Source organism: Aquimonas sp., assembly GCF_044377145.1.
GTDB lineage: Bacteria > Pseudomonadota > Gammaproteobacteria > Xanthomonadales > Xanthomonadaceae > Aquimonas.
In genome coordinates this window covers 19037-37169 of record NZ_JBILJQ010000053.1, presented here as the reverse complement: position 1 = coordinate 37169, position 18133 = coordinate 19037, and the positions used below count along the sequence as shown (strand labels likewise).

Here is an 18133-nt window from a genome sequence, read left to right as displayed (position 1 = left end):
GCGCGTCTGCTTCTTCTTCGCCGTGTAGGCCAGAGAGTCGAAGGTGGTCTGCTTCATGGGGTGACTGTCATGTGGGTGATGCACAAATTCTACCAGCCGGGCTGGGATAAAACAGAGGTTCCCTAGAGCTGTTCCGCCAGCTCATTGACCTCGCGCCCAGCCAAGGGGTGGAGTTCGAAGCCGCGCTGTCGCGTACTGACCCTGCTGCTGCGAAGCGCGTCCGCGCCATGCTGGCCAGTAGGGGAAATGCAACCGAGCGACTGAACGCGGCCATAGGCACACAATCCGAAGGCTCTGCGCTTCCGGATCAGTTGGGCGGATTCCGGTTGATCGGGGAGCTGGGCCGCGGCGGCATGGGTATCGTCGCCCTGGCGGAGCGTCAACTCGACGGTGTGATCCAGCAGGTAGCGATCAAATGGTTGCCCGGCGCGCAGATCGACGCTGCGCGGCGGGCGCGCTTCCAGCTGGAGCGCGAGGTGGTAGCACGGCTGGAACACCCCGGCATCGCCCGTCTCATCGACGGCAGCGAAAGCCACGACCCTGAACTCTGGTACGCCATGGAGCGGGTGCGCGGTGTTCCCATCGATCAGCACTGCCGAGAACGTGCGCTCGATCTACGAGCGCGAGTGCAGGTGCTACTTGGCTTGTGCCAAGCGCTGGACTACGCCCATCGTCACCTCGTCCTGCATCGCGATATCAAGCCCGGCAATGTGCTGGTGAACGCTGATGGTCAGACCAAGCTGATCGATTTCGGAATAGCCAAGACGTTGAGCGAGGACAGTCCCGAGCTGACGGCTGAACAGACACCGCTGACACCCCGGTATGCGGCGCCAGAGCAACTGCGGGGGGAGCGCCCCAGCACCGCCGCCGACCAGTGGCAGCTGGCCGCACTGGCATTCGAACTGCTCTGCGGCAGTCCGCTGCGCAACGAGATCGGCATCGAATCGGCCAGCCGCCGCGCGCTGGCGGCGCCTGCCGAGCACCTTGCCGCCTGCGGACTCGACGCCGCCGCGCTCGCCCGCAGCCTGCGAGGAGACCTTGATGCGATCCTCGGCAAGGCATTATCGGACGATCCAGGCGCGCGCTATGCAAGCGTTGACGCCTTCGCCAGCGATCTGCATGCCTGGCTGGACGTGCGCCCCGTGGCAGTGCGCCGACATGAGCGCTGGTACGCTGGGGTCCGTTTTGCGCGCCAGCACCGATGGGCGCTGGGGTTCGCGTCGGTTGCACTGTGTGCTGTCGTCAGCGCAGGCGTGATCGCCTTGGTGTTGGGCGAGCGGGCCCGAGAGCAGGCGCGGGTGGCTGAGCGCACTTCCGAGCTGCTGCTGGATGTTTTCCTGGATCAGCCCGCCAACAGTTTTTCGCTGGCTTCAATGAGCTTGGCCGATTTCTTCAGTCGGGTTGTCGACCTCTCGATCCAATCCGAGGACCTTCCCGTAAGCACCCGCAGTCGCCTGCTCAAGACGCTGAGTATCCGCAGCATGGAGATCGGCGCAGAAAAGGCGTCCGTCCTGTCTGCGCAGGAGGCCACACGCCTGGTGGAACAGCAGTTCGGGCCAGACTCGGTCGAAGTGGCCAGAGCGCTGGATCATCAGACGAGAGTCACGCTCCACGGTCAGGGGCGTGCCGCGGCCTCTGCAATGCAGTCACTGCTGGAGCGCAGCGGGAGAATCCATGAATCAACTGTGGATGGCCTGACCGAAGATCGGCTGGCCCATCTGCGAGCGCGCATGACCCTCGCAGATGCAGAAAACGACAACGCCGCCATGATCCGCTGGGCCGAACAGGCGGTGGCGCTTGCAGCCAGCAGCAAGAACACCAGACTTGATGTTCTGCTGCATTTCAAGGCCCAGCTCGCTGGCAGCTATTCGATCGCTGGACAAAACCGCGATGCCATGCAAGAGGCCGACGCCGCGCTCGCCATGGCCGATGAAGCACTGATCAAACAGCAAACACCGCATTTGAACGAGCTGCGCACCTGGCTCGCCCGCAGCGCCTGCGAAATGCGTGCGCGCACCGACGCAGTTCGCGCGCTGCCGCTCTGCCTTGAACTGCTCGTCGAGCTCGAGGCGGCCGGTGCCGTCAATTCTCATACCGGCAGCGAAGTCCTATTTGCGCTGAGTATGGCGTATGGCAACCACGGGGAGCCCGAGAAAGCCATGCAGAGCTATCTCCGCACCAAAGGCGTCATCGAATCAGTCTTTGGCGAGGCCGCAAGTGAATCCGTCGAACTCAATCGCGTCCGCATGGGAATAGGCCGAGAGGCCTTCAAGCTCGGCCGCTTTGCAGAAGCCGCCGAGGCGCAGCGCGCGGCGCTCGAGTTTGTCACTGCGCGACGCGGCGCGACGCATCCGCAGGTGCTGAACCTGCGCATGGAGCTGGTGGAATCACTGCTGGCGTCCCGACGAACAGGCGATGCCCGCGAATGGATGGATGCCACGCTCGACGTGTCGGCACTCGCCGACGAACCCAAAGCACGCTGGCACGAACTGCTTGCACGCGTCACCGCCACTGAAGGCACGCCATGAGCACTCCCCCGGACGACCCGCTGTCCGACCCGCGTTTCGAGGACATCTACCTTGACCTGAAGCGCCGCGCCCGGGCGCTGCGCAGCGGGCAGAACAGCCACACCCTGGATACCACCGCCCTTGTCCATGAGAGCTTTCTCAAGCTCGCCGAGGGCGGCGCCAGCGCCAAGGACCGCGCGCATCTGTTCCGGCTGGCCGCGCTGGCCATGCGCCAGGTGCTGATCGACCATCTGCGCGAGCGCCAAGCCAACAAGCGTGGCGGCGATTTGCAGCGGGTCGACCTGACCGACATCGAACTGCCCGTCGAGGACCCGGCGCAGGGCCTGACCGAAGTGCTGCAGGCGCTGGAGCGGCTGCAGGCGGTGGATGCGCGCTTGGCCGATGTGTTCGCCCTGCGTGCCTTCGCGGGGCTCGGATTCGAAGACATTGGCGGCCTGCTCGAACGCTCACGCTCGGCCGTGCAGCGTGACTTTGAAACCGCGCGCGCCTATCTGCTGAGCACGCTTGACTGAGCACCGCTGCGAGCCGCCGAGCAACATGCGGACGCACGGGAATCGCGTTGAAAAGTGAGCCCTCCAACCTCTCTCGGATCTACCCATGTCGCATAGCATCGACACCGAACGCCAAGCGCTTGCGCTGTTCCGCAAACTACTCGAACTCGACACCGGCGACCGCGCCAGGCTTGATGCGGAGCTGGCCGAAGCCGAACCCGAACTCGCCGCGCGGGTTCGCCGCATGCTGGAACGCCACCACAGCCTGACCAACCGGCTGGAGCGGCCCTGGCAGCAGGAAATGGCCCAGCTTGGACTGCCCAGCCAGCTCGGGGCGTTCACCCTGGTGCGCGAGCTGGGCCGTGGCGGCATGGGGATTGTGGCCGAAGGCCAGCGCGAGGCCGAAGGCTTCACCCAGCGCGTGGCGATCAAGTGGATCCCGGCCTGGCAGGTCGATGCCGCGCGTCGACAGCGCTTTCTGTTCGAGCGCGACGTGGTCGCCCGCCTGCGTCACCCGCACATCGCCCGGCTGGTCGACGGTGGCGAAGGCAGCGAGGGCGAACTCTGGTACGCGATGGAGCTGGTGGATGGCAAGGACCTGCTCAGCCACTGCCGCGAGCGCGGCCTCGGCCTGCGCGAGCGCGTGCAGCTGCTGCTGGACCTGTGCGATGCCGTCGCACACGCGCACCGGCATCTGATCCTGCATCGCGACATCAAGACGGGCAACGTGCTGGTCGACGACGAGGGCCAGCTCAAGCTGATCGATTTCGGTATCGCCAAGGGACTCGACAGCGACAGCGACGACCTCACCCTCGATGCCGCACCGATGACCCCGCGCTACGCCGCACCCGAACAACTGCGCGGCGAGCGGCCGACCACACTGTCCGATCTCTGGCAGGTGGCAGCCCTGGCCTACGAGCTGCTGAGCGGGCAACCGGCGCGCAAGGACGGCGGGCTGCGCAAGGCAAGCGACGCTACGATGGAAAGCGCTGTGGAGCATGCCGTGAGCTGCGGGCTGGACTCGACAAGACTGAAGCGCGCGCTCCAAGGCGATCTGGACGCGCTGCTTGAACGAGCTCTGTCTGACAAACCGGAACAGCGCTACGCCAACATCGAAGCCTTTTGCGACGAACTGCGTGCATGGCTGAGCGGGCGACCCGTTCTGGCGCGGAGGCATGAACGCTGGTATGCGGCCAAGCGATTTGCGCTCCAGCACCGCTGGTCATTGGGCTTCGCCTCGACGGCCCTGCTCGCCATCATCAGCGCCGGCGTGATCGCCGTCGTTTTAGGTGGGCGAGCACGGGCGGAAGCAGAGGTGGCGGATGCGACTTCAGATCTGCTGACGCGAATGCTGCTTGCTGTGGATGGCGGCACAGATGCGGTCGCGCTTCGGTCCATGAATCTGCGGCAGTTCTATGGGCATGTTGTTGATACTGCTGTCGCGGAAACCGGCCTGCCGAAGATTCGGCAGCACGAGATCATCAAGCAACTCGCCGGCAGATCACTGAATGTCGGTGCACTGGAAGCGGCAGAACGTGCAGCCAGAAAACAGCTTGAGCTGGCGGACGCGCACTTCAGCGCGATTTCGCTCGAAGCCGCGCAAGCGCGAGATTCCCTTGCTCGAATTTCGGTGTATGTCCGTGGTCGCCAGGCCGCAGTGGAGGCAGAACAACTGCTCGACCAGTCGAGCAAGATCTACGACGCGCTTGCCATGACCCGCACGGCTCCGTTCATGGCCCACTTGAGAACCCGAATGGAATTCGAGCACAGCCTCTGGCGCCCACAGCAGATGTTGTCCGCAGCATCCAGCGCTCTGGATCTTGCACTCGAATTGTACGGTGAGCACTCCACCGAGGCGGTCTACTACCAACAACAATTGGTCAACTCTTACGACGTCGCGGGCGACTCGGAGAAGGCGCTCGATGAGTCAATCCGAGCTCTTGCGCTTGCGGAGCTCGCGGCAGCGCAAAACCCCGACGTCGCAGCCTTGCTTGACTGGATCAGAACGAGTGTCTGCGAGATCCAATCCCGCTCTGACCCTGTAAAGGCCAAGGAACTCTGTTTGCAGATCATCGCAAGGCTGAAGGCTGCGGACAGGCTTATGTCCTTCGGTGGCTACGAGGCCATGTATGCGCTTGCCACGACCGAGCTCGCACTCAAGGATCTGGATGCAGCGCTGAGCGCAGCCAAGGTAGGTGAGCAAGCCCTGATCTCGCTCGGTGGTGACGTGCTGACCAGCGTCGATATGGCACGGATGCAATCACTGACTGGCCAAATCCATTTGGCGCGGCGGGAGTACGACGAGGCCGAGCAGTATCTGCGCCCCGCGTTCGATTCCGCGCTTGCACGCCGAGGTGCAGCGTTCCCGAGCGTCATGCGGTTGCGACTGCAGCTTGCATCCGCAGTCGCGCAGCTCGGCCACAGGGAGCAAGCGCTGGAGCTGCTGGACAGTACGCTGGATGTATCACTCCTCACCAGCGAGGACCAGAAGGGCTGGCATGAGCTGGTGAGCCAACTGCAAGACCCCGAGTGATCGAGCCCGCAGGACGAGCAGTGGCCAAGGAAGCTGGCTCAGGCGACCACTCGAGCCAGCGCGAAACGGGGCGACGCAACTGTCCCATGCTCGCCGTTCGCGACGCCGATGGGTGCATGAGGCGCTCTGCACGCGTACATTAGCGCCCTCGCATATGAGCTCCCGCCATGTCTGCCCTGCCCCAGCTGCCCTCCACGCCCGGCGCGCTTGAAGCGCATTTCGCGCCGTTTCGCGCCAACACCCTCGGCATCGACCAGACCATCGAGACGCCCTACGGGGTGATGCCGATCGTGTATGCCGACTGGATCGCCAGCGGGCGGCTGTACGGTCCGCTGGAGGACCGCATGCGGGGCCAGATCGGGCCGTTCGTGGCCAACACCCACACCGAGACATCGACCACCGGCACGCTGATGACCCGGGCTTACCACTCGGCGCTGAAGCGGATCAAAGCGCATGTCGGTGCGGCGGCCGAGGATGCGGTGATCTGCTACGGCTCGGGCATGACCGGCGTGGTCAACAAGTTCCAGCGCATCCTCGGCCTGCGTGTGCACGAGAGCTACATCGACCGGGTCAGCCCGGCGGCGGATGCGCGGCCGATCGTGTTCGTCACCCATATGGAACACCACAGCAACCAGACCTCGTGGCTGGAGACGCTGTGCGATGTCGAAGTCATTCCACCGGATGCCCAGGGTGAGGTCGATCTGGCCGCGCTCGATGCGTTGCTGGCGAAGTACGCCGCGCGGCCGGTCAAGATCGCCAGCATCACCAGCTGCTCCAATGTCACCGGTCTGTTCACGCCGTATCACGACATCGCCGAGCGCATGCATGCCGCAGGCGGTCTGTGCTTTGTCGACTTCGCCTGCAGCGCGCCCTATATCGACATCGTCATGCACCCGCCGGGCCGGCCGCAGGCGGGCCTGGATGCGATCTATTTCAGCCCGCACAAGTTCCTCGGCGGCCCCGGCAGCAGCGGCGTGCTGGTGTTCAACACACGCTTGTATCGCAACCGCGTGCCGGACAACCCCGGCGGTGGAACGGTCGACTGGACCAACCCCTGGGGCCAGCACAAGTACGTGGATGATGTGGAAGCGCGAGAGGACGGCGGCACGCCCGGCTTCCTGCAGGCGATCCGCACCGCGCTGGCGATCGAGCTGAAGCAGCAGATGGGCGTGGCCAATATCCTGGCCCGCGAGCACGAACTGATGGCGATCGTGTGGCCGGCACTGTTGGCCATCCCCGGCCTGCATCTGCTGGCCGCCGACAATGCCGAGCGCCTGGGCGTGCTGTCGTTCTACATCGAAGACCTGCACTACAACCTGGCCGTTCGCCTGTTGAACGACCGCTTCGGCATCCAGGTGCGCGGTGGCTGTTCCTGTGCGGGCACCTACGGCCACTACCTGCTGCAGGTATCGCACGAGCGCTCGCAGTCGATTACAGACAAGATCAGCGCCGGCATCCTGTGCGACAAGCCGGGCTGGGTGCGGCTGTCGCTGCATCCGACCATGACCGATGCCGAGGCGAGGTTCATCGTCGAGGCGATCCGCGACCTGGCGGCGCAGCACCGCGCATGGGGTGCGGACTACACCTACTGCGAACGCCGCAACGAATTCTTTCATCCGAGCGAAAGCGGCTTTGTCGACGCGCGTGCGGCGGAGTTCTTCGCGCCGCTCTAGGCGCGGCGAAGTCGCCTGTAACTCGACGGCAAGGCGGGGTGAACTGATCCTCCGCTGCAATGCGCCGCGAACGGCTGTTCGGCCCACCTTGGGCCGACGCCGAATGGGCGTGCCCCCCGCCGGTTCCAATTGCATCTCCGGAGGTTGCGTCGCTGATCGCCCGTCCGCCGGTGACAGCACGGTCCGGACCTCACAGCTCCTCCCGTGCCCGCGCTCAGTAGCGTTCCACGCCGAGCAGGGCGCTGCCATCGGCGCGCAGTCGAACCACGCTCAGGCGGTCGAATTCGGCTTCCGCCATCGGCTCGGCCTCGCTTCCTGCCAAGGCTTCGACAATCGCCGGCACGGTGTTGCTGTGGCCCACCACCAGCACGACCTCTCCTCGGTGATCGTGCAGCAGCTGCTCGCGCAGTGCGGCTGCATCCTCATCTGGATTTCGACTGACGAACTCGCGCACCGTCACTGCGATGCCCGCTGCGTCCGCCGCCGGTGCGGCGCTCAGCTGGGTGCGCTTGAAGGGCGTCGCGTAAGCCGCAGCCAGCGGCAGGCCGGCCAGTCGCTTCGCAAGCGCCTGCGCGCGATCAGCACCTGCGGCACTCAAGCTCGGATCGCGCGCGTCGTCCGTGGCCTTTTCGGCGTGCCGGACGACGACCACCACCAGCTCACCCGACGCAGCCGGCTGCAGCAGAGCCGCGGCAGTGCTTGGCCATGCCGGTGCAGCACCGCTGACGGCGATTCCGGCAGCCGTGATGCCGGCGATGAAGACTGCCGTGGCCAATCCCCTCATGATCCTGCTTCCGCTACGCAGCCCGGAGCTGCACGTGCACTGTGCACATGCGCGCCGACCTCCGCCACCGGCAGCGCGTCATGGGTACGTGTGGCGACTCGGACTCAAGTTGCCTGATGTCAGAAACAGGCGACCGCAATCCCCGCTGCCGGTATCCTCTTGACCCCGTTTGCGGAGACCGCCCGTGAGCGACACCCTGCCCGACCGCCTGTGCGCCGATCCGCGCAGCCCCTTCTTCAACGCCGAGCTGCTGGAGCGCGGCATCGGAATCCGCTTCAAAGGCGTCGAGCGAACCGACGTCGAGGAATACTGCGTCAGCGAAGGCTGGGTCCGACTGCCGGTCGGGCGCTCGCTGGACCGCCGTGGCCGCCCGATGTGCTTCAAACACAGTGGCGAAGTCGAAGTCTGGCTCCTCGACCCAGCAGCCCCGGCGAACGGCGACATCAGCGGCTGATCTCTACCCGCCCCCCCGACTTCGCTGGATGTGCGCCGCCGAGGTCGGCGCTGGTGCGATGTTGCCGCCAGCATGCGCTGAGGGTCGTTTCGGCGGACGCGGCACCAACGGTACCCTGCGCACGCGAGGGCGAGCCGCTGCCGCGGGTTGCGCTTCGGGCCGCAAGATTGGGTACCGACAGACTCTCCCGCTGATCGCAACTGCGCTCAGAGGGTCGCCTGGGTCCGACACATGGTTGCACACACGCATCGTGACGGCGTGCTCCGCCGCCGCCCACGGCCCCGCTGCGGGTCTACACTCGCCCACGCGGGTCGCCTGCGAACCCGCAGGAGGGTTGGACCATGTTCAGTCTTGCGATGTTGGCTGCACTGGCTATGGGCAGCGGGGAGGCACCCGCCGCGATGCCGCATGCCGAAGCATCTCAAACGCTACCCGGCACCAGCGCCGCATCGGCTGCGCTGCACACTCCGGTCGAGGTGATGGCCCTGCCCGAGGGATTGCGCGAACAGTTCCGGGCTTACCTCCATAACCGCAGCCAGCTGCGTCGAGTACGCGACCTCGGCAACTTGGCCGAGTTTCTGTTTCGGCCCGACGGGCTCGGAATGCGCTACCGCGAAAATGCGACCTACACCGTGTCGGAAGCGTGGCAAACCCGCGAAGCCAACTGTTTGAGCTTCACCCTGCTCACACTCGCGCTGGCACGTGAAGTCGGTCTGCAGGCCTATGGCCAGGAAATCAGCGACACGGTGGCTTGGCGACAGGAAGGCAAAACCGTCTACCGATCCAATCACGTCAATGCCGGCATCCGCATCAACGAGCGCCGCTTCAGCATCGATGTCGCCTCGGACCAGGTGCTTGCGCGCGACCCACCCAGGCGGATCAGTGATGCACGCCTGTTGGCGCACTACTACAACAACCGCGCTGTGGAACTGATGGAGCTGGGCCAACTGCTGCCAGCGATGGCCCATGCTGAGCAGTCGCTGCGGCTGCAGCCGGAGTACGCAAGCACATGGAACAATCGCGGTGTGCTGCAGCTTCGCTTCGGCGACATCGCGGCTGCGCAGCGCGACTACCAGCGCGCGCTGGAACTGGATCCGGAGCATACCGGGGCGCTGTTCAACCTCGCCGCGCATTTCCGCAGAAGCGGCAATGCGGCGAGCGCGATCGTTCTTGAGCGTCGCTTCAGTTCGATCCAGCAGAACGACCCGTTCCACCATTTCGTGCGTGCGCTGGAGTTGGAGCAGCAGGGCGAACTGCGGGAGGCGGCACGGCACTATCGGCGGGCGATCAAGCTGCACCGGCAGGAGCACCGCTTCTACTTCGGCCTCGCCAGGGTCTATATGGCGCTCGATCAGCCGCGTCGCGCAGGTCGTGCCCTGCTGGCTGCACGCGAGCTCAGTCATGGCGACTCGCGTGATCGCTATCAGGCCAAGCTCGATTTTCTGCGCAGGTCGGGCGTTTGAGTCCCGCGCGCAGCTTCAACCGAACAGATGTCTACGGATGTGGTTCGGGCAGGCCCTGCCGACAGTCCATGCTGAGCTGCACCAGCGCGAGCACGCGAGGACCCAAGCCGCTGTCGTCGATCTGAAAATCGGGGGTTTGATGTGCCGGGGCCTGGTCTGCGCTGATCTCAGCCGAGCGGCCGCGGCATCTGCGCCGCCCTACAGCCCTGCTGCGCTCACTCCGCCGTGCCGGCCGACCGGACGCACCGAAACGGATCCGGCGAGGAATTTGTCTCGCAGCAACCTGATCCATGTCGCCCTGCAGTCTCGACGCAGCACTTGAGGGCAACGCTTGATCTCGCCCAACAAAAACGGGCGCGGCGCCTGTCGGCACTCCGCGCCCGTACTACTTCAGGCCTGCGCTTGTCCCTCGCATCAGGCCAGCTCACGCATCCTCAGCGGAACGCGGCCACGGTCGGCCCGCGGGTGCGCCAGACTCGGGTGTTGTCGTTGAAGTTGGCGGTGCCAATCGCAAATCCACTGACCGTGTAGTTGGGCGACGAGAACGAACCGATGCGCGTGCAGGCCGAGCACGGGCCGTTGTTCACCGCCATCACTGTGCGTCGACTTGCGGCGGTGATCACGAAGCCGTGTCCGTAGGCGTAGGGCGAGGTGGTCGGATCGTTGTCGTGACGCGCACCGACGACGTGGGCCGCCTCGTGGACGAAGGTGTAGTTGCCGGACAGGCACTGCGGGTTCATCACGAAATAGGCTCTCGCACTGGTGGTGGCGATGCCCGCGGCCTGACCGCACAGACCGCTGCTGACCGGAGCGACATAGGCCACGACATCGGCGGTATCGGTGTTGCGGAACCCACCAATGGTGTCGTAGAAGCCGTCGCTGAGGTTGGTCAGGCGGCTCAGCATGGTCGAGTAGCTGGTGCTCTCGGCCTGGGTGAAGAAGCGAATGGCGCCGGCCTGCTGCAAACGGATATCGGTATTGGTCGCCGCCAGCGCCTGGTTGGACTCGGCGAAGGACAGGTCGATCGCCTGCTGTTCGTTGCCGACCGCCGCCGCGGCGGCCGGGCCGAACGCAACCAGCACCCGGATCGTCGAGATCGCTTTCGGGCCGGCGACCGGATCAGCCAGCGCTTTGGACTCCCGACTGGAGGCAGCGACCATCTCCGCATAGCCCTTTTCATCTTCATCCGGCAGGAACTTGGACTGGTCGACCTCGACCAGCGCATGCGCGCCGCCTTCAATCGGCACCAGCCGGTAGAGCTCGCCGGCGATCCGGATGTTCGCCATCACCGTGTCGCCGGAGCGCACCGCGACGATGTGATCGAGACGTCCGTCCAGCGCGATTCAACCTCGCGCCAGCGGCGCCGGAAGCCGTTCGTTGGCGATTTCGCCGATCCACACCTCATTGCCGCTTTCCATGCGCTGGAACTCCGAGCGCCGGGCCTCGACATCGATACCACCGGGCAGGTTGAGGCGCAGGCTTTCGCTCTGCTCGCTGAGCAGATCGATGCGCGCGCCGACGATCTCGATCCGCGCATTGGCCGGATCGGCCGCGACCTGCCGCAGCAGCGGCCCGGGCTCAGCGAACATCGCGCGGTTCTCGACCGCCGTGAACAGGCCGTCGGCTGCAGCCACCGACCCGGACACGCCCCCTGCCACGATTCCCATTGCAATCAACAGATGATTCAGTCTCATCGGAAAACTCCTTGCGAGTTTGGATGGGGCGTTGCACCCCACGCCGCAAACGCCAGGACCCCCGTCCGTGGTCGCTGCGGCCGTCGGAACTTAACGCAATCCGCGGACTGTTGTGTGTACGTACAAAGTAACGAATATCTCATTCCGACCTGCGACATCGGGATGCTCTTTCGCACTCGCGTGCCGCGTCGGCGCACTGCAGCGGCAGACTGCGAACACCGCTTGTGCCGCCGATGCTGCGCAGCGGCAAGTCCGAACGGCGCATCCCCTCGGCGTGCTGCACTGCGGCGAGGAACAGCGCGGCACAGTGACACATGAGCGATTGCCTTGCGCTGGCTGAACGACGTGATGGCCGCACCGGTTCGGCCATCTGCCATACAGCCAGGCAATCGCAGTCTGCACCTCAACGCGTCGGCCGTTGGTCCGACTTCACCTCCTGAGCGAGGGCAACATGAAAAGCGTATTGGCAGCCGGTCTGGTGATGCTGATGGGGATGGCAGCTGCAACGGCCCAAACCCGCGACGGCCGTCCTGATCGCGGCGCCGACTTCGGCGCGCAAAGTTCTGGCCGCGGTGATTCGCAGGGCGACAAACGTGGCGATGACCGTGGTGACCGTGGTGACCGGATGTCTTTCGAACGCGGGCGCGGCGATGAACGGCGACCCGCCGATCGCGGCGAGTGGCCGCGGGACAGCGGTGGCGCCGGCCGAGGCGAGCCGCGCGGGCGCGACAATGCGGTGGTCGCCCAACCCTTCCAGCAGACGCACGGCTTCGGTGCTGATCGTCCGAGCAGCTACGGTCGCTACGATCGCGACTACGGCGCCCGCCAGGGCAACCACGGTGGTCGCCGCTACGGGAACGAGTATCGCGATGATGATCGCCGCCAGGAGTTCTATGGCAGTTCGCGATACGACCGCCGTCACTACGACCATGATCGCTACGACCGCCAACGCCATGACGATTGGCGTCGTCCCGACTGGCGGCGCAGCTGGAGCCATGGATGGTCAGGTTCGCGCTATCGCGCGCCGGCTCGCTACGTCTATCCCCGCGGTTACCACAGCTACAGCTGGCGCGTCGGCTATCAGATCCCACTGGCGTTTCTGATCGCCAACTACTACGTCGACTACCGACCCTACGGCCTGTCAGCGCCCCCTTACGGCTGCCGCTGGGTGCGTGTCGATGGTGATCTGCTGCTGGTGGAAATCCGCAGCGGCGAGATCATCGACATCCTCTACGAGTTCTTCTACTGAAACCGACAGCGTGAAGCGCGGCTCCGGACCGATCCCAGCGCTCGGACCGGAGCCGCTTGCGTTTGGCTGCAGGTCAGATCGAGGCAGCGGGTGATTCGTAGGCCCGGTACAGCGCCGAGTCGTGGCGCAGCTTGAAGCCCTCAGCAGCGTCCAGAACCGCTGCATAGACCGGCTTGAAGTACAGCACCAGCACCCGCTGCCGCCGCAGCTGCGTCAAGCCCACCAGCGCCTGCACCACCTGGCGCATGATCACTTCATCGAAGGGGTGGTACATGAAGACCACCAGATCACCCGGTGGGTATTCGAAGCAGGTGGCATCGCAGATCTCGACCGAGATCGCCTCCGCGGCACGCGGTCCGCGATAGCGCTGCAGGTTGTCGCGGGCGATGCCGGCGAGTCGGGGCGAATACTCGACGCCGACCACGCGCGCGAACGGCAACACCCCTGCCATCAGCAGCACCCTGCCCTTGCCGCAGCCGAGATCGACGAAACTGGTAGTGGCGTAATCGAGAGCGAACGGCGCCAGCACCGCAGCGAAATCGACCGGCCCGGTCGCCACGTAGGCCGAACCGTGCACCCAGTTGGGCGCCTCCACGTCCAGCGCGCTCTGCGGAATCACCCCGCCAGTGTCGACCCCGTGGCGCGCATCGAAGTCGGCGTCGGCACTCAGATCAGCCGCGCTGACGGGATCGCCCTCCGTCACTGCCGGCGCGCCACGCAGGCGGGCACTCAGATTCGCCAGCAGGTGGCCGAGCGTTCCGCGCATGCCGCGCACGGCGAGCGAACGCTGCAGCCCGCGCTTGAGCTGTCTGATCGACTGAGGCATGGGTGTTCTCCCTGAAATCCGCGGTTTGAATGAGGGCGTGCGAGGGATGCTCGCATACATGGGTGAGCGCGGGATCGTGTTCGCGCGAGCAAGTCCAGCACTGCTCTATGCCTGCACGCAAAACAGGCGGCCCGACGCATCCGCCGGGCACCCCGGCACCCACCCGATCTGGAGCCCTCGCATGCGCCTTTTGCGTCCTGTGCTCTGTTGCCTTCTGGTCCTGCTGTCGCTGCCGATGCCGGGCCAGGCCCAACCCACCCGCACGTGGGTATCGGGCGTCGGGCACGATGCCAACTCCTGCAGCCGCACCGCTCCGTGCAGAACCTTTGCTGGCGCCATCAGCAAGACCGCGGCGGGCGGCGACATCCCTGTCCTACGGCAACAACCGCAATACCGGCAACCTGGCCAACGGCGCGCCGACCGGCACGCTGGCGAACCAGTAGCACGGCGCCGTGCACATGCAGCCAGGTCGAGCTCCGGCCCTTCTGGTGGCCCTGCTGGCAGGGTTCCAGAGCGCAGATGCGCAGACCAGTACCGGCGCGGTCGCGTCCGGCTGCGGCAGCTTGGATAGCAATCGCCAGCTCGCGCTGGCAGTCAGTGCCGGCCAGACCCTGCTGCTGGCGATCAGGCTGGCTCCCGTGACCGCCAGCGGGCTGCAGCTCAGCGACAGCCGCGGCAGCGTCTACCGGCCGCTGAGCGCGCGCCGCAGCCGCAATGACAGCACGAGTGTGCTGCTGCAGGTCGCCAGCTTGAACGCTGGGCTTGGCACCGGCGATGAGATCCGCTTGCGCTTCGACACTGCGCCGAGCGGCACCGAAGCCTGCGTGATCGCCATCGGCTATCTCGATCTGCTCAACGAGAACCGCGCGTTGCGGGCCGCCGGGGTCGCAAGCGGCAGCGGTACGATGCCCAGCGTGGCCACTGGCCCTGCCCTGCCCGGCGTCGCGCAAACACTGTTCGCCGGGATCGCGTTTACGCAGTCGCCGGGCAGCCTGGCTGCCGCGTCCGATGTCAGCGTTATCGGACCGGTGTGTGCAAGCAGTGGCGGACTGTGCCTCGCCTTCGCCAGCGCAAGGGGCAACAGCGGCAGCGCAATCGCCAGCAGCCTGACGCTGAGTGCTGGCCAAGCCAGCGACTGGCAGGGCGCGATCGCCGTGCTGCCGCGGCCGCAGGTGTTCGCCGATGGCTTCGAGCATTGAATCGGCTGCGCGCCAGCGGGTAGGCCTGCAATCGCGATTGCGCAGGGAGCGGTGCGGTCTGATCGCAGCCGTGCCGATGCCCGGGCTGATCGCCCGTACTCAAGCCAGCAGGCTGGCGCAGATCACGTGCAGGCTGCTGCGCATTTGTTGCGCGTCAATCGCCGGGTCGCGCAGCCGTTTCAGCACCATGCCGTCGATCAGACTGCGCAGGGCCAGGGTGCGCTGCTGCAGCTCGACCGTGGTCAGCTTCAGGGCATGCGATTCGGCGCTGCGCCGGATCAGCTCCTTCAGATCGCTCCAGATCGAGCGCGGGCGGCGCCTCCGGAGCGCTGCAGGCCGACAGTGCGAGCACGCCCGACAGCAGAGTCGACTGGGAAGCAAGGACGCCAGTGCGCATGACGGCCTCGGAGCAGGGACGGTGGGATCGCCCCGCAAAATGAGTGGATGCTCCCGCTGTTTCCGATCGATGGGCTGTCATTCGAATGGAACATGCGAAAGCACGCGGATCAGAGCGCTGGCCTGCTGGCGTCGAGACTGGAAACACTGCGCCAACAACCTCGAAAGACGCCGAGCCCACCGCCAAAGCTCCAGCGCGCGGTCCACGTAGAGGATCAACCCGGCGCATCCATCCTTAGATCTTTGCGTGCAGCTTGTTGTCGCCCCAGCCTCAATCCTCAAACCCATCCGCAAACACCGCCACCGTCAAACCCGACTGCGGGTTCCAGCCGCTGCCGCCAGCATAGGCTGAGAACACCAGGGCGCGGGTAGCGAAGTCGGCGGCGACTGCGGCTTCGCTCAGGGGGAAGCCGCCGACGCGGGTGCTGGGATCCAGCGGCGCACCGGCGAGATCCGTGCTGCCGTACTCGCGCCAGCCGCTGGTCGCGGTCGGCACCGCCGGGTTCGGCGCGGGCTGGCCGTTGACGCCTGCGCCGGCCCAACCGACCGCGGCGACGTGGGCGTCCATCGCCGTGTTCACGAACACGATGTTGTCGAAGTAGCCCGCGCTGCCGCCGCTGCGGGCCAGGTAGGTGGCGCCATCGGGCACATTGCCGGCCTGCGGGCCCGGCCCGGGGCCGCGGGTCAGGCGGCTGTTCAGGAACACGAAGCCCTTGTCGCTGGCTAACGCGGTGCGCGCCTGCAGCACGTAGCCACCGTTGCTGGCATTGCTGGTGTCACCGACGCTGCGGATCTCACTGTCTTCGAACAGGCTGACCTTGTTGCCGCCCCAGATGAAATCGACATTGCCTTCGATCAGGCACTGATGGAACCAGGCGTAGGCCTTCAGCTGCACCGTGTCCTGCTCACTGTAGAAGGCCGCGTCATCTGCGATCAGGCGATGGCTGCCGTCGCCGCTGTTGAAGTAGATCGTCTCGGCCTGGCTGGCGGCGGGTGAACGCAGGGTGGTGTTGCGCAGGCTCAACCGCTCCAGCCGCAGCAGGTCGGCGTTCTCGATCAGGAACACGCTGCGGCCGCCATTGGCCGGCCCCGGGCCGGGCGTGCGGCTGGTGCCGGAGCCGGCATTGCGCGCTTCCGAGTTCCGGTACCGGATCACCACGCCGTCGCGGCTCTCGCCGCGCAGGCTCAGGTTCGACTTGCCGCGCAGGTACAGCAGTTCGTCGTAGACACCGTTGGCGATATCGATCCGAACCGGTTCGGCGGGCCCGAAGCTCGCCACAGCGAAGTCGATCGCACGCTGCACGGTGCGGAAATCGGCGGCGCCATCGTCATCGACGCGCAGACTCGTCGACGCCACTGGCGCAGCTCGGGTGGTGAAGCGCCAGCCGGCATTGCGGCCCATGCCGACGAAGGGCGTGCCATTCAATGCGGCGCCGGTGACGACGCCGTTGTCGATCACCACGTAGTACTCGGTGGAATAAGCCAGCGCATGGCTGTGCGGGAACAGGGTCAGGGTGTTGCCGTTGACTGCGAAGGCGCTGCGGTTGACCACGCGCACGCGGTCCTGGCCGGGGTAGCCGAGCACATCGACATCGGCGCCGAGCGGCAAGGTGTCGACCAAGGCGTCGTCGCTGGCCCGATACAGCCGCGCGCTGCCGCCGCTGCCGAGCTGCGGTGGGCCGTCGAACAGCAGCCGCAGCCGCGTATCGGCGTGCACGTCGACCGCATTAGCCGCCGGCTGCGCGACCCCGATGAGGTTGTAGGTCTGGGTTGGCTCGGCCAGCACCGTGGCGACCAGAGTTGCGCTGACCGCCGGGTCCGATCCGCTGGTGAACACCACATCGGCCGTGCCCGCGCTCAAGGGGCTCAGCGATACGGCGTTGCCGTTGACGCTCACCCCGACCACAGCGGGTGCGCTCGACACCACGCCAAACGTATCGGGCTCGCCATCCGCCTGCAGTGCCGTGACGTTGACCACGTACGCAGCCGAGCCGGCCTGCGCGGTCCAGCTCAACGCAGCTGGGTCGAGATCGATGCTGGCCACACCCGGGCTCGGGCAGGTCGCGCCGGCGCTGCCGCCGGCATCGACGCGGAAGTTGTCCAGCGCCACCGTGGCGCCGCTTTCAGTGCGCAGGTAGAGGAAGGAGTTCGCGGTGCCGACGGTGGAAGTGATCGCCACCACACCGCGAGTCGGCAGGCTCGCGACCGCTCCGTTGAAGATGCGCGAGGCACCGCCCAGCGGCGAGTTGGCCTGGCCAGTGGTGTTGTTGTCGACATACACCTGCAGGTTGCCGCTGCCGCTGGCGCTCAGCACGCAGAACGACACCGTGTACTGCTGCGACAGGTCGAAGATGCCCGGCGGCGCCGTGCTCGGCGTGCTGACCACGGTCGGCTGGGTATTGCCGATGCTGAAACGCGCGCCGACGAAGTTCAGCGCGCCGTCGACGATCGTGATCGCGCTGGCGCCGCCGAGGGCGTGGTACATCGGCGTGGCGGGGGCATTCGGCAGCGCCCGATAGCCGGCGGTGCGAAAGCTCGCCGAGGTTGCTGCATCGAAATCTTCGCTGAAAGGCAGATTGCCGCCGGCGCTGACGGGCGCACTCGGCGCCAGCGCGCACAACATCAGCAGCAGCGTCCGGCCGGCGGTAAAGCCCTGTATCGAGAGGGTTTTCAGCTGCAGCATGGGGCGTCTCCAGGGGACAGTGGGGGCGAATCCGATTCGCAGCGGGCGCAGCCGGCGGACCGAAATCAATCTTGCGCGGTCTGCAGTAACCGGTGTCATCGCTTGCCGCACGCGCGCACGAGTTGATCGCTGTTCGCCGCCCGCCAGCAGCGCTGCGGCG

Annotated in this window: 14 protein-coding genes and 1 pseudogene; 9 read left to right on the top strand and 6 right to left on the bottom strand. The window is 66.0% G+C overall.

All coding sequences use genetic code 11. The features are described 5' to 3' along the window. Nucleotides 1-227: 227 nt before the first annotated feature. The 5 genes and pseudogenes from ACIQ7H_RS15420 to ACIQ7H_RS15400 all read left to right on the top strand — a co-directional run. A pseudogene (locus ACIQ7H_RS15420) lies at nt 228-1031 on the top strand (serine/threonine-protein kinase); the annotation flags it as partial. A 222-nt stretch (nt 1032-1253) separates the two neighbouring features. Further along, nucleotides 1254-2528 carry a hypothetical protein gene (locus tag ACIQ7H_RS15415; protein ID WP_395793068.1) on the top strand — a complete coding sequence of 425 codons (1275 nt, stop codon included), beginning with the start codon at nt 1254-1256 and terminating at the stop codon, nt 2526-2528. Next, on the top strand, nt 2525-3040 hold the full coding sequence (locus tag ACIQ7H_RS15410; protein ID WP_395793066.1) for an ECF-type sigma factor: 516 nt from the start codon (nt 2525-2527) through the stop codon (nt 3038-3040). Before ACIQ7H_RS15415 ends, ACIQ7H_RS15410 begins: the two co-directional genes overlap by 4 nt. Nucleotides 3041-3125: 85 nt before the next feature. Beyond that, entirely contained in the window at nt 3126-5552 is a 2427-nt protein-coding gene (locus ACIQ7H_RS15405) for a protein kinase (protein WP_395793064.1), read from the top strand. A gap of 167 nt (nt 5553-5719) precedes the next feature. After that, nucleotides 5720-7225, top strand: a complete 1506-nt coding sequence (locus ACIQ7H_RS15400) for an aminotransferase class V-fold PLP-dependent enzyme (RefSeq protein WP_395793062.1) — start codon at nt 5720-5722, stop codon at nt 7223-7225. A gap of 214 nt (nt 7226-7439) precedes the next feature. Here the strand turns inward: ACIQ7H_RS15400 and ACIQ7H_RS15395 are convergent, their stop codons facing one another. After that, a complete protein-coding gene (locus tag ACIQ7H_RS15395; protein WP_395793060.1) occupies nt 7440-8009 on the bottom strand; it encodes a phosphoglycerate mutase family protein in 570 nt (189 codons plus the stop codon). Nucleotides 8010-8193: 184 nt separating this feature from the next. Between ACIQ7H_RS15395 and ACIQ7H_RS15390 the strand changes: the two genes are divergently transcribed. Together ACIQ7H_RS15390 and ACIQ7H_RS15385 are read left to right on the top strand one after the other, a co-directional pair. Continuing rightward, the gene (locus ACIQ7H_RS15390; protein WP_395793058.1) at nt 8194-8463 is read left to right on the top strand and encodes a DUF3297 family protein; all 270 of its coding nucleotides are present in this window, start codon (nt 8194-8196) and stop codon (nt 8461-8463) included. A gap of 341 nt (nt 8464-8804) precedes the next feature. Beyond that, complete coding sequence (locus ACIQ7H_RS15385) at nt 8805-9926, top strand: tetratricopeptide repeat protein (RefSeq protein ID WP_395793056.1); 1122 nt, start codon at nt 8805-8807, stop codon at nt 9924-9926. A 434-nt stretch (nt 9927-10360) separates the two neighbouring features. On the opposite strand, the gene ACIQ7H_RS15380 is transcribed toward ACIQ7H_RS15385, so the two are convergent. Together ACIQ7H_RS15380 and ACIQ7H_RS15375 are read right to left on the bottom strand one after the other, a co-directional pair. Continuing rightward, complete coding sequence (locus ACIQ7H_RS15380; protein WP_395793054.1) at nt 10361-11212, bottom strand: M12 family metallo-peptidase; 852 nt, start codon at nt 11210-11212, stop codon at nt 10361-10363. A gap of 57 nt (nt 11213-11269) precedes the next feature. Then, nucleotides 11270-11620 (bottom strand): hypothetical protein, encoded by a 351-nt coding sequence (locus ACIQ7H_RS15375; protein ID WP_395793052.1) that lies wholly within the window; start codon nt 11618-11620, stop codon nt 11270-11272. Nucleotides 11621-12071: 451 nt separating this feature from the next. Between ACIQ7H_RS15375 and ACIQ7H_RS15370 the strand changes: the two genes are divergently transcribed. Next, complete coding sequence (locus tag ACIQ7H_RS15370) at nt 12072-12869, top strand: RcnB family protein (RefSeq protein ID WP_395793050.1); 798 nt, start codon at nt 12072-12074, stop codon at nt 12867-12869. A 73-nt stretch (nt 12870-12942) separates the two neighbouring features. Here the strand turns inward: ACIQ7H_RS15370 and ACIQ7H_RS15365 are convergent, their stop codons facing one another. Then, nucleotides 12943-13695 (bottom strand): class I SAM-dependent methyltransferase, encoded by a 753-nt coding sequence (locus ACIQ7H_RS15365; RefSeq protein ID WP_395793048.1) that lies wholly within the window; start codon nt 13693-13695, stop codon nt 12943-12945. 458 nt (nt 13696-14153) lie between these two features. On the opposite strand from ACIQ7H_RS15365, the gene ACIQ7H_RS15360 reads away from it, so the two are divergent. Next, nucleotides 14154-14894: a hypothetical protein gene (locus tag ACIQ7H_RS15360; RefSeq protein ID WP_395793046.1), complete on the top strand. Its 741-nt coding sequence runs from the start codon at nt 14154-14156 to the stop codon at nt 14892-14894. A 99-nt stretch (nt 14895-14993) separates the two neighbouring features. Here ACIQ7H_RS15360 and ACIQ7H_RS15355 read toward each other — a convergent pair whose 3' ends face one another. Together ACIQ7H_RS15355 and ACIQ7H_RS15350 are read right to left on the bottom strand one after the other, a co-directional pair. Beyond that, a complete protein-coding gene (locus ACIQ7H_RS15355; RefSeq protein ID WP_395793044.1) occupies nt 14994-15275 on the bottom strand; it encodes a hypothetical protein in 282 nt (93 codons plus the stop codon). Nucleotides 15276-15561: 286 nt separating this feature from the next. Then, nucleotides 15562-17973 carry a pectinesterase family protein gene (locus ACIQ7H_RS15350; protein WP_395793042.1) on the bottom strand — a complete coding sequence of 804 codons (2412 nt, stop codon included), beginning with the start codon at nt 17971-17973 and terminating at the stop codon, nt 15562-15564. Nucleotides 17974-18133 lie beyond the last annotated feature (160 nt).